The following is a 12150-nucleotide window of genomic DNA, read 5'->3' on the forward strand; positions in this document are numbered from 1 at the left end:
TTAAAACAAAAAAGATGGAATCTGCTACATTAAAAAACATCAACAAAATTCTTAAAGATGCTCCAGAAAATATTTTGGAGAGAATCTTAGGGTATATTGAAGGAATTTTAGAAGAAGAAAATACTGATTTTAAACTGTCTGAAGAACAAAAAGAAAGTCTTCGTGAAATAAAAAAAAGATCCTACGAACAACACACAGAAATTGATACTTTTCTTAATGAAATGAATTCAAAATATGGCATTTAAGATTATCATTTCTGATGAAGCAAAAGCAGATATTGAACACTCCTATCTTTACTATAAAACTAAAGCCACTAAAAAAATAGCCGATAATTTTTTCAGAGATTTTAAATCTAGTTTAAATACTATTTCTAAAAATCCTTATTTTAAAATTTGGTTTGAGGATTTTCATGGAAAATTAATGAAAAAATATCCTTTTCTGATATTTTACACAATTGATAAAGATGCTAAAATCATTGTGGTTGCAAGAGTTTTTCATACCTCGCAAAATCCTGAAAAGTATCCCTAAAATTCTTTTGTTTTGAAACAAAGAACCAAAAGTTCAAGACTTGGAAACTTCCACTAAAAATTAAAATTCAATCATAAAATTCTTAAAACTTGCGCGAATCAAACATTTGTCTTTTGATTGAACATTTGCCTCGCGCTTTGAACAGTGGGAATTTTAATTTTTAATTTTCTTAACGCTTCATTTTCCTATGTCGTAAAAACAAAAAAACGCACCTCAAAAGAGATGCGTTTTAAAAATATCTTAATCCGAAAACTACATCGTTTCCATTTTGAAACTCATACTTTCAAGAACTTTTAAGATGGCTTCAACCGTATCCATTGATGTTAAACAAGGTACACCGTTTTCAACACTCATTCTTCTGATCTGGAAACCGTCTCTTTCAGCTTGCTTCCCTTTCGTAGTCGTGTTTACTACGTACTGAACCTTACCTTTCTGGATCAGATCGATCAGATTTACATTATCTTCATCTATTTTATATCCGATTTTGCAAGGAATTCCTTTTTCTTCGAAGAATTTTGCCGTTCCTTCCGTTGCCCAGATTCTGAAACCAACTTCATGAAATCTTGCCGCCAAATCTGCCGCTTCCTGCTTGTGCTTATCTGCAACTGTGAACAAGATCGAACCGTGAGTAGGAAGTTTCATTCCTGCAGCAACCAAACCTTTGTAAAGCGCTTTTTCCAGCGTTGTATCTTTCCCCATAACCTCTCCTGTAGACTTCATTTCTGGACCTAAAGAGATGTCAACTTTCGTCAGTTTTGAGAAAGAGAACACAGGAACTTTTACAAAAACACCTTCTTTGTTCGGAACCAAGCCGCTTTCGTAGCCTAAATCTTTCAGTTTCTGACCTAAAATAGCTTTTGTAGCCAGGTTTGCCATCGGAACATCTGTAATTTTAGATAAAAATGGAACCGTTCTCGATGAACGTGGGTTTACCTCGATCACATACACATTTCCATCAAAAAGAACGTACTGGATGTTCATTAATCCTATTACTTTTAGTCCTTTTGCTAATCTTTTAGTATAATCTACCAAAGTATCAACCTCACTTTGTGAAATATTTTGTGGTGGATACACGGCAATCGAGTCTCCGGAGTGAACTCCCGCTCTTTCGATGTGCTCCATAATTCCAGGAATTACCACTGTTTCACCGTCGCAAATGGCATCTACTTCGATTTCTTTTCCAACCATGTATCGGTCGACCAAAACAGGGTGTTCCGGGCTTGCGTCTACCGCAAACTCCATGTAATGAGCCAATTCTGCTTCGGTATACACAATTTCCATCGCTCTACCTCCCAAAACGTAGCTCGGACGAACCAGAACCGGATAACCGATTTCGTTGGCAATTTTTATCGCTTCTTCTTTCGATGTTGATGTTTTTCCTAAAGGTTGTGGAATTCCCATTTCCTGAAGAGCTTTTTCGAACTTATCTCTGTTTTCAGCTCTGTCTAAATCTTCCAGAGAAGTTCCTAAAATCTGAACTCCATGAGAAGCCAGTTTATCTGCTAAGTTAATCGCCGTTTGTCCACCAAACTGAACCACAACTCCTTTTGGTTTTTCAAGATCGATGATGTTCATTACATCTTCTTCCGTTAAAGGCTCGAAGTATAATTTATCTGAAATCGAGAAGTCTGTAGAAACCGTTTCAGGGTTATTGTTGATGATGATCGCTTCGTAACCCATCTCTTTGATTGCCCAAACTGAGTGAACTGTCGCGTAATCAAACTCAACACCTTGTCCGATTCTGATAGGTCCTGAACCCAGAACGACGATTTTTTCTTTATCAGAAGCAACACTTTCGTTTTCTTCTTCGTAAGTTCCGTAGAAATATGGGGTTTCAGATTCGAATTCTGCCGCACAAGTGTCTACCATTTTGTAAACCGGCATTACTCCGTTTTCTTTTCTGAAATTGAAAACTTCACGCTCCGTTACGTTCCAAAGAACCGCAATGTTTACATCTGCGAAACCTAATTTTTTAGCTTCTAATACAATTTCTTTATTGAATTTATTTTCAGCAATTGTCTTTTCGAAATCAATTAATTTCTTAATTTTCCAGATGAAGAATTTATCGATTTTACTCCATTCTACGATTTGTTCCCAGTCATAACCTCTTCTTAAGGCATCACCGATGATGAACAATCTCTCGTCATCACAAACTCTGATTCTTCTTTCGATTTCTTCAGCCGTTAAAGCTGCTGCTTGCTTAGTTTTTAAACCAATATGTCTAATTCCGGTTTCCAAAGAACGGATGGCTTTCTGTAAAGACTCTTCGAAATTTCTTCCGATGGCCATTACTTCACCTGTCGCTTTCATCTGGGTTGATAATCTTCTGTCCGCCGTTTCGAATTTATCGAACGGGAATCTTGGGAATTTAGTTACAACATAATCTAAAGCTGGTTCGAAACATGCGTAAGTCTTTCCTGTAACCGGATTCATGATTTCATCTAAAGTTAATCCTACAGCGATTTTAGCAGCGATTTTAGCAATCGGATAACCTGTTGCTTTTGATGCTAACGCTGATGAACGTGAAACTCTCGGGTTTACTTCGATGATATAATAATCAAATGAATGCGGGTCTAACGCCAACTGTACGTTACATCCCCCTTCGATTCCTAATGCTCTGATGATTTTCAGGGAAGCATTTCTCAACAACTGATATTCTCTGTCTGAGAGCGTCTGAGAAGGCGCCACAACGATTGAATCTCCTGTGTGAACCCCAACCGGATCGATATTTTCCATGTTACAAACCACAATCGCGTTGTCGTTTGCATCACGCATTACTTCGTATTCAATTTCTTTGAAACCTGCGATTGATTTTTCAATCAAACACTGCGTTACCGGACTGTGTTTTAATCCTAATTCAGCAATTTCTTTTAATTCAACCTCGTTGGAAGCGATACCTCCTCCTGTTCCACCCATTGTAAAGGCAGGACGAACAATGACAGGATAACCGATATTGTCCGCGAAATTCAAAGCTCCTTCTACCGTGTTTACGATGTCAGATTCTGGAACTGGTTCGTTTAATTCTCTCATCAGTTCACGGAACAAATCTCTATCTTCCGCTCTGTTGATGGCTGATAGTTTAGTTCCCAACACTTCAACTTTGCATTCTTCAAGAATCCCTGATTTTTCTAACTCTACCGCCATGTTCAGACCAGTTTGTCCTCCCAAAGTAGGTAAAAGCGCGTCTGGACGCTCTTTTCTGATAATATGACTTACAAACTGAAGTGAAATCGGCTCGATGTATACTTTATCTGCGATTTCAACATCTGTCATAATCGTTGCAGGGTTTGAGTTAATCAAAATTACCTTGTAGCCTTCTTCCTTCAAAGACAGACAAGCCTGCGTTCCTGCGTAATCAAATTCCGCCGCCTGACCGATGATGATTGGACCTGAACCGATTACTAAAATTGTTTTTATGTCGTTTCTTTTCATTTTAAATTTATCCTTTTTGTTAATGTTGAACCCTTTCGGGTTCTGATGATGTTTGTTTCAACCGTATTCCATAGGTTTCACCCACGGCTACTGTTGTTGAACCATTTCATGGTTCTGTTCTTGGTTGTTTCACCGTTCTTCATAGGTTGCACCTACGGCTATTCATATTGAATCCTTCGGATTCGTTGAATTCTGATATTTAATTTCAGCGGCGAATGCACGCAGCCCGACTTGAGCGGAAATCCTTTTTTGCCATCCTGATTTTTCTATTTTAGCTGAAAAGTTCTGCAAAAAGATTGGCAGCCCTTCGACTTCGCTCAGGATAAACTACGGGCGGATTAAGCTGCCCAAATTTATATTCTACTTTTTAAAATCTTCCATTAACTGGATAAATTCATCAAATAAATAGTTCGCATCTTCTGGACCTGGACTTGCTTCCGGATGATACTGAACTGAGAAACAAGGGTGAATTTTGTGCTTCAAACCTTCGTTTGTTCTGTCGTTCAATGCGATATGTGTTTCAATTAAGTCTGTATTTTTCAAACTTTCCTGATTCACTGCATAACCGTGGTTTTGAGAAGTGATCGCAACTGTATTTTTCTCTAAATCTAACACAGGGTGATTTCCTCCTCTATGTCCGAATTTTAATTTGAAAGTTTTTGCTCCACAAGCCAAGCCGATCAATTGGTGTCCTAAGCAGATTCCAAAAATTGGAACTTTTCCTAGAATCCCGTTAATCATTTCAAGAGCCTGTTGGTTATCTTCAGGATCTCCAGGACCGTTTGACAACATTACTCCGTCAGGATTCATCAACAAAATTTCTTCTGCTGTTACATCTTGAGAAACTACCGTAATGTCGCAATTCCTTTGAGATAACTCTCTGATAATTCCTAATTTAGAACCAAAATCTACCAACACAACTTTCAAACCTCTTCCTGGGTTTGCGTAAGGTGTTTTTGTAGAAACCTGCTCCACCTGATTGGTTGAGAAATTTGTTGATTTCAATTCTGAAACGACTGTGCTTTCGTCTGCATCAGCGTTTACGATTTTTCCTTTCACCACTCCGTAGTTACGAAGAATTCTTGTCAGCCTTCTGGTGTCGATGCCTGAAATTCCTGAAAGCTTTTTCTTTTTAAATAATTCATCTAAAGTAATCTGAGTACGGAAATTCGACGGCAAATCACAAAGCTCTTTTACGATAAGCCCTTTGATAGCCGGCTCTATACTCTCATAATCATCTCTATTAATCCCATAGTTTCCGATTAATGGATAGGTCATACACACAATCTGACCGCAATAAGACGGGTCAGAGATCAGTTCCTGATACCCTGTCATTCCGGTATTGAAAACTACTTCTCCTGCAGTTTCCAATTCTGCTCCGAAACCTTCTCCATGAAACACTTCACCGGACTCCAGTATTAACTTTTTCTTCATTTTAAACTTTTATCTCTTATTATTTATTTATTATCTTAATTAATAGATCGCTCCTACGGAGCTCTTTCTATCTTTATTCTTTACCACGGGTTTCACCCGTATCTATTAACAGGTCGCCCTTTCAGGGCTCGCCAACTTTTTACTTTTATCTTTTTACTTGGCTCTTACTTAAAAGTAAACCCTTGTTGCTCCAAAGCTTCTTTTAAAATGGCCATTCTTGCGAAAACGCCGTTCTGCATTTGTTTGAAAACTCTTGAACGTTCACATTCTACCAAATCTGTATCAATTTCTACTCCTCTGTTGATCGGAGCTGGGTGCATGATGATGGCTTCCTTTTTCATTGCTTTTTCTCTTTCTTTCGTCAAACCATATTTTCTGTGGTAATCTGAAGCAGAGAAACTCATTTGTGAATCGTGCCTTTCATGTTGGATTCTTAATAACATTAAAACATCAACCTCAGCAATTAATTCATCAACATTTAAATACGTTCCGTTGATTAAAGCACCTTCATCAAACCATTGTTCAGGTCCTGAGAAGTATACTTTTGCACCTAATCTTCTTAATGCCTCAGCGTTTGAATTGGCAACGCGGCTATGTTTTACATCTCCAACGATTCCTATTTTTAAACCTTCAAATTTTCCAAATTCCTGATAAATTGTCATTAAATCCAGCATACATTGAGATGGGTGGTTTCCCGTTCCGTCACCTCCATTGATGACAGGAATTTTTATGTTTTTTAATTCTTCAAAATATCTGTCTTTTTTATCTCTGATCACGACAAGATTTACCCCGACACTTTCAATGGTTTTTACCGTATCATATAAACTTTCGCCTTTATTTACCGAACTGTGAGAGGCATCAAAGGGAACCACCTGTAAGCCTAATTTTCTTTCGGCAATATCAAAACTTGTTTTCGTTCTCGTACTGTCTTCAAAGAAAAGATTGGAACAAAAAACTTCGCCTTCTATTTTAGCTGTTTTTCCGTTCGCAAAAGCCAGCGCTTCTGTTACTATACTGTTGATTCTCTCGGTGCTTAGTTCTGTAATTGTAAACATAATATCTTAAATTTTTTACAAAAAAAAAAGCGAAGAAAATATCTTCGCTTAATATAAATAAATATCGTAAAGGGCGTCTGCGCCCGGTAATTCTAATGATATAAATACTGTGTTATTCATTAGGTGCAAAGATACAAAAATTTTACAAACCGACAAAATCTAATTTTGATTTAGATTAAAAAATCTTAATCTCTCGTTATTTTCATTTATATATATTATTTTTGTTACAACTCAACCTTATTATATGGATTTAAAAGACAGAATGATTCTCAGCATAATTCAGGAAGACTCTACTTTATCAGTGAAAGAAATCTCCGAAAAGATTGGTCTTACCTTTACTCCAACCTATGAAAGAATCAAACAACTGGAGAAAAACGGAATTATAGAGAAATATGTGGGTCTTTTGAATCGTGAAAAACTGGGCTTGAATATCGTGGTGTACTGTAATGTTCGTCTGAAAGAGCAATCTCAGAAAGTTTTGGAAACATTCGAAAAAAACATTGGCAAACACGATGAAGTTCAGGAAATCATTAGCCTGTCCGGCGAATATGATTATATGCTAAAAATCATTGCAAAGGATATTAACTCTTATAATGAATTTGCCGTCAATATCATTTCAAATATTCCCAATATCGGACAGTATCACAGCTCAATCGTACTTCACGAGGTTAAAAAATCGACTAAGTTTAAAATTGATTTGGATTAAAATTTTATTTAAACCTAATCTTTTTCTTAATAAATTAAAGATGCTTCGACTTCGCTCAGCATAACATCTCTAATACTAACGTTTTTTATTAGCGATTCATTTGTAGCGTTGTCATGCTGAGCTTGTCGAAGCATCTCATCATCAATCTTAAACATTCTTTTGTTTAAAATCAACCCAATAATTTATTTTTCAGTTTATTAAACTGATATTCTATTTTATCCAGACAAAGATTTCCTATACTTCCCTGATGGGTGTGATTAAGATTTCCGATTTCAAAATCAAACTCATTATTTTCAATCTCCTGTCCTACTTTTACATACGCATCGCGAAATGAACTCCCGTTTTTCACTTCTTCATTTATTTTCTCAACGCTGAAAAGATATTTATACTTTTCGTCTTCAAGAATTCCGTCTTTTACCTGAATGTTTGGTAACGTATAATTTAAAATTTCTAGACATTCTTTTAATGAATCAATTGCCGGGAAAAGAATTTCCTTCGTCAACTGCATATCTCTATGATAACCTGAAGGAAGATTATTCGTCAACAAAATGAACTCATTCGGCAACGACTGAATTCTGTTGCAACGTGCACGAACCAACTCGAAAATATCCGGATTTTTCTTGTGAGGCATAATGCTGCTTCCCGTTGTAAACTCTTTAGGAAAGCTTATAAAATCAAAATTCTGACTTAAATAAAGGCAAACATCGTAAGAAAACTTGCCTAAAGTTCCCGCCAAAGTTGCCATTGCCATCGACAACATTTTTTCAGATTTTCCACGCGTCATTTGAGCGTAAACGGAATTATAGTTCATCGACTGAAAGCCTAAATTATACGTCGTACTCTCACGATCAATCGGGAAAGACGAGCCATAACCCGCCGCCGAGCCCAATGGATTTTTATTGATGATATTTTTTACCGAAAAAAGCATTTCAACATCATCCAACAACGCTTCTGCATACGCTCCGAACCATAATCCAAATGATGAAGGCATAGCAATCTGCAAATGCGTATATCCCGGAAGCAACACGTTTTTATGTTGGTCTGCCAATTTGATTAATATTTGAAAGAATTCGTCCGTTAAAGCAGTAATTTCACGGATTTCATCAACCAAATACAGTTTAATATCTAATAAAACCTGGTCGTTTCTTGAACGCGCCGTGTGAATTTTCTTTCCGGTATCACCTAGTTTTTCAATTAAAATAGATTCGACCTGAGAGTGAATATCTTCCGCACTTTTATCAATTTCAAAAGTTCCGTTTTCAATATCTTCTAAAATTTCTGCTAAAACAGACAACATCTGCTTCGATTCTTCGTTGGAAATAATTCCAACTTCTGCCAACATTTTACAGTGCGCCATCGAACCTTTAACATCATATTTTGCCAAACGCTCATCAAAGTCAAGATCCTTCCCGACTGTAAATTTATTAACTAATATATTGGTGGCAAGGTCATCCTTCTGCCATATCTTTTTCATATTTTTTTCTTTAAAAATTTAGTCTGTTTTGAAAACTCAGCAGGACGCCCTTATTATTTTGTACAAGCAATAAACATTTCCACATGGTAAAGCCTTCATTTTTAATTTTAATTTTTGCATAAATCTTTATTAAAAATATTCAAACTTCATCGCCTGCTGAGTAAGGTCAAAACATATTTGAGTTAGAAGCCTGATGCTGGAAGTTGACTACCAACCGCTTTATCTTCATTCTTTATTTTATTCATCTTCTCATTCCGACGAACGAGAAATCCATTTAATATTATCAAAAAAAATTCTTCAATCCACTTAAATGAAAAAACTATTTTTTTATTATATTTTTCTTTTGTCTTGAAATCGAAGATTCGACGTAGTCAAACAAAAGAAACAAAAATTGCCTCCGTAAAGTCGGCGAATGTTATTTCAAGACTTGGAAACTTCCGCTAAAAAATATTTTTATTCTCTAAAAATCCCAAAACTCGTGCGAATTGAATATTTGTTCTTCGGTTCAAAATTTCTCCCGTGCTCAAACAGTGGGAATTTTTTAACGGATTAAATTTCAATTTTCTTAACGCCTCCGCTTCCTAAGTCATTTTTTGCAGAGTTCATAAACCTCCATCATCAGGTTTTCTGCTTCCAGCTTATAAAACCTTCTCCAAAATCTTGATATAAATTTCAATTCCCTCTGCAATTTCTTCGACGAAAATAAATTCATCGGCAGTATGAGAGCGCCTACTGTCGCCAGGCCCCAGCTTTACAGATGTACAAGGAATAATCGCCTGATCGGATGAAGTTGGCGAACCGTAAGTTGTCCTTCCAATTTCCAAACCGGCTTGAACAAACGGATGCTCCATTTCAATTTTTGAAGAATTTAATCTAAAGGATCTTGCCGTTAAAGTTGATTTCATCTGTGATTGGATGATTTCAAATGCTTCTTTATTAGAATATTCATCCGTAACTCTCACATCTAAAGTAAAAGCACAAGATTCCGGAACGACATTATGCTGAACTCCGGCATGAATTCCTGATAACGTTACCTTTACCTCACCCAAATAATCCGAAACTTTTGGAAATTTGAAGCTCAGAATTTGTTGCAAATCTTCCATACATTTCACAATCGAGTTATCGTTATTCGGATGAGCGGCGTGAGAAGGAGTACCTTTCATTTCCCCATCAATAACCAAAAGTCCTTTTTCCGCAATCGCCAGATTCATCTGCGTTGGCTCTCCTACAATGGCGAGCTCCACATTCGGAAGCTGCGGAAATAAAGCTTCGATCCCATCAAACCCTGAAATCTCCTCCTCGGCCGTCAAAGCAATAACTAAATTATATTTTAAATCTTCTTTATCAAAAAAATGTAAAAAAACCTGCGCCATCGAAACCAAAGAAGCGCCTGCATCGTTGCTTCCCAATCCGAATAATTTTCCGTCTTTTTCAATTGGGAAAAACGGATCCAGCGTGTATGCTTTATTCGGTTTTACGGTATCGTGATGCGTATTCAGCAAAATTGACGGCTTGAAAACATCAAAATTTTTATTCACTGCCCAGATGTTATTTTTAAAACGTTTTGTCGGAATCTGATGTTTTTTGAAAAAATTTTCAATTTCCACAGACGTATTAAATTCGTCTTTGCTGAATGACGGAATTTCAATCAGTTTTTTCAACAATTCTACTGCATTATTCAGTAATTCTTCTTTACTATAAACAGATTTCAGTTCCTGCATGATGATGTTCTATATGGTTTTTTAGTTCGGTTTCTTTAATTAAGAATACCTTATTTACATTATTTTTTACAGCTCCCAAAGCGTTTTCCAACTTGGGTAAAATTCCTTTGTGAAGTTTTCCTTCCTCTTTTAAGGTTGAAAATTCTTCTTCAGAAATATTTTTTATAACGGATTCAGGATTGTTTACATCTTCCAAAACGCCTTCTTTATCGAAACAATACAACAATTCAACATCATATTTTACCGATAAAGACTGAGCAATAACCGAAGCAATCGTATCTGCATTGGTGTTGAAAAGATGACCTTTTTTATCGTGAGTAATTGCTGAAAACACAGGAACCAATTCCAGTTTAAGCAATTTTGAAATTAATTTTTTATTGATACTTTTTTCGGTAATATCGCCTACAAATCCGAAATCTATTTCTTCGTTTTCTCTTTTTTTTGCTTTAATCAGATTCGCATCTGCTCCTGAAAATCCAATGGCTTTGCATTTTTTATGCTGAAGTTTTGCGACAATATTTTTATTGATCCCTCCCGCATACACCATCGCCACAATATCCAAAGTATCTTTATCCGTGATTCTTCGTCCATTCACCAGCTTCTGCTCAATTCCTAATTTATCAGCTAAAGTTGTTGCCAATTTTCCACCGCCGTGTACCAAAATTTTCTTTTCCTGAATTTCAGAAAACTGCTCTAGAAATTGTTCCAATAATTCCTCATTATCGATTAATGCCCCGCCAATTTTTATGATGTATAATTTTTCTTTCATTTTTTATACATTTTGATTGTCAAACCTCATAGGTTTTTGAAACCTATGAGGTTCAGTTATTATTAAGAATTCAACTCATCCAAGATTTCCGAGAAAACTGCCTGAGCCGAAAAAATTCGATTTTTTGCCTGCTGATAAATGATAGAATTTTCACCATCCATCACCTCATCACTTAACTCGACATTTCGACGAACCGGAAGACAGTGCATTACCTTTGCCTGATTGGTATTCTCCAGTTTTTCATTTGTCAACATCCAACTTTCTTTCACTTCTGGCATTGCCGCATAGTCATCAAAACACGACCAGTTTTTAACATAGATAAAATCGGCATCTTTTAATGCTTCGTCTTGGTTGTGAATCACTTTCACATCTTTGGTGAAGTTTTTATCCAAATCATAACCTTCAGGATTGGCGATTACCAACTCAACATCCATTTCCTGCATCCATTCTGCAAAAGAATTTCCTACGGCATGAGCAATCGGTTTGATGTGAGGTGCCCAAGTTAAAACCACTTTAGGTTTACGCTCTTCTTTCCAGTTTTCGGTAATTGTAATGCAATCTGCCAAACTTTGTAAAGGGTGACGAGTCGCAGATTCCAAAGAAATAACCGGAACTTTTGCGTGTTGCTCAAACTGGCTTAAAATACTTTCGTTAACGTCATCTTCCTTGCTTTTCATTCCTGCAAAACAACGAACTGCAATGATGTCACAATATTGATTTAAGACTTCAATCGCATCTTTGATATGCTCAACGGTGTCGCCGTTCATCACCGCCCCGTCCGCAAATTCTAAGTTCCATGCTTCCTGAGCGGCATTTAATGTTAAAACATTTAAGCCTAAATTTTGCGCCGCAATTTGACTGCTTAAACGAGTTCTCAAGCTTGAATTTAAAAATACAAGTCCGATGGTTTTTCCTTTTCCTTTCTCGGTTTCCGAAAGAGGATTTTCTTTAATTTGTAAAGCTTTTTTTATAATATCCTGTAAGTTTTCAACATCACTTACAGAGGTGAATTTTTTCATTTTGAATTGATT

10 protein-coding genes are annotated in these 12150 nt (G+C 36.4%); 3 read left to right on the forward strand and 7 right to left on the reverse strand.

Translation table 11 applies throughout. The features are described from left to right. Positions 1-14: 14 nt before the first annotated feature. Both OXQ85_RS14160 and OXQ85_RS14165 read left to right on the forward strand, forming a co-directional pair. Positions 15-245, forward strand: a complete 231-nt coding sequence (locus OXQ85_RS14160; protein WP_267405330.1) for a hypothetical protein — start codon at positions 15-17, stop codon at positions 243-245. Then, on the forward strand, positions 235-528 hold the full coding sequence (locus tag OXQ85_RS14165; protein WP_267405331.1) for a type II toxin-antitoxin system RelE/ParE family toxin: 294 nt from the start codon (positions 235-237) through the stop codon (positions 526-528). The genes OXQ85_RS14160 and OXQ85_RS14165 overlap by 11 nt, the downstream gene beginning before the upstream one ends. Before the next feature lie 252 nt (positions 529-780). On the opposite strand, the gene carB is transcribed toward OXQ85_RS14165, so the two are convergent. From carB to OXQ85_RS14180, 3 genes are all read right to left on the reverse strand, one after another. Next, the gene (gene carB / locus OXQ85_RS14170; RefSeq protein ID WP_267405332.1) at positions 781-3960 is read right to left on the reverse strand and encodes a carbamoyl-phosphate synthase large subunit; all 3180 of its coding nucleotides are present in this window, start codon (positions 3958-3960) and stop codon (positions 781-783) included. A 360-nt stretch (positions 3961-4320) separates the two neighbouring features. Beyond that, positions 4321-5394: a carbamoyl phosphate synthase small subunit gene (locus OXQ85_RS14175; RefSeq protein WP_267405333.1), complete on the reverse strand. Its 1074-nt coding sequence runs from the start codon at positions 5392-5394 to the stop codon at positions 4321-4323. Positions 5395-5558: 164 nt separating this feature from the next. Continuing rightward, entirely contained in the window at positions 5559-6449 is an 891-nt protein-coding gene (locus tag OXQ85_RS14180; protein WP_267405334.1) for an aspartate carbamoyltransferase catalytic subunit, read from the reverse strand. Positions 6450-6693: 244 nt separating this feature from the next. Between OXQ85_RS14180 and OXQ85_RS14185 the strand changes: the two genes are divergently transcribed. Beyond that, positions 6694-7155, forward strand: coding sequence for an Lrp/AsnC family transcriptional regulator (locus OXQ85_RS14185; RefSeq protein ID WP_267405335.1), 462 nt, complete (start codon positions 6694-6696; stop codon positions 7153-7155). Between the two features lie 169 nt (positions 7156-7324). Here the strand turns inward: OXQ85_RS14185 and argH are convergent, their stop codons facing one another. The 4 genes from argH to OXQ85_RS14205 form a co-directional block, all read right to left on the reverse strand. Beyond that, positions 7325-8629, reverse strand: coding sequence for an argininosuccinate lyase (gene argH / locus OXQ85_RS14190; protein ID WP_267405336.1), 1305 nt, complete (start codon positions 8627-8629; stop codon positions 7325-7327). A gap of 638 nt (positions 8630-9267) precedes the next feature. Further along, entirely contained in the window at positions 9268-10350 is a 1083-nt protein-coding gene (locus OXQ85_RS14195) for a M20 family metallo-hydrolase (protein WP_267405337.1), read from the reverse strand. After that, a complete protein-coding gene (argB, locus tag OXQ85_RS14200; protein ID WP_267405338.1) occupies positions 10325-11119 on the reverse strand; it encodes an acetylglutamate kinase in 795 nt (264 codons plus the stop codon). Before argB ends, OXQ85_RS14195 begins: the two co-directional genes overlap by 26 nt. A 62-nt stretch (positions 11120-11181) precedes the next feature. Beyond that, positions 11182-12138 (reverse strand): N-acetylornithine carbamoyltransferase, encoded by a 957-nt coding sequence (locus tag OXQ85_RS14205; RefSeq protein ID WP_267405339.1) that lies wholly within the window; start codon positions 12136-12138, stop codon positions 11182-11184. Between the last annotated feature and the right edge of the window lie 12 nt (positions 12139-12150).

Origin of the sequence: Chryseobacterium sp. GM_Chr_2, assembly GCF_026540445.1 — a bacterium.
Taxonomy (GTDB): Bacteria; Bacteroidota; Bacteroidia; order Flavobacteriales; family Weeksellaceae; genus Chryseobacterium.

What these genes read in the sequence shown, in the direction of transcription:
- OXQ85_RS14180 (WP_267405334.1), bottom strand. Translation starts at nt 6,449, where the DNA reads ATGTTTACAATTACAGAACTAAGCACCGAGAGAATCAACAGTATAGTA.
- OXQ85_RS14175 (WP_267405333.1), bottom strand. Translation starts at nt 5,394, where the DNA reads ATGAAGAAAAAGTTAATACTGGAGTCCGGTGAAGTGTTTCATGGAGAA.
- carB (WP_267405332.1), bottom strand. Translation starts at nt 3,960, where the DNA reads ATGAAAAGAAACGACATAAAAACAATTTTAGTAATCGGTTCAGGTCCA.
- OXQ85_RS14160 (WP_267405330.1), top strand. Translation starts at nt 15, where the DNA reads ATGGAATCTGCTACATTAAAAAACATCAACAAAATTCTTAAAGATGCT.
- OXQ85_RS14205 (WP_267405339.1), bottom strand. Translation starts at nt 12,138, where the DNA reads ATGAAAAAATTCACCTCTGTAAGTGATGTTGAAAACTTACAGGATATT.
- OXQ85_RS14195 (WP_267405337.1), bottom strand. Translation starts at nt 10,350, where the DNA reads ATGCAGGAACTGAAATCTGTTTATAGTAAAGAAGAATTACTGAATAAT.
- OXQ85_RS14185 (WP_267405335.1), top strand. Translation starts at nt 6,694, where the DNA reads ATGGATTTAAAAGACAGAATGATTCTCAGCATAATTCAGGAAGACTCT.
- OXQ85_RS14165 (WP_267405331.1), top strand. Translation starts at nt 235, where the DNA reads ATGGCATTTAAGATTATCATTTCTGATGAAGCAAAAGCAGATATTGAA.
- argH (WP_267405336.1), bottom strand. Translation starts at nt 8,629, where the DNA reads ATGAAAAAGATATGGCAGAAGGATGACCTTGCCACCAATATATTAGTT.
- argB (WP_267405338.1), bottom strand. Translation starts at nt 11,119, where the DNA reads ATGAAAGAAAAATTATACATCATAAAAATTGGCGGGGCATTAATCGAT.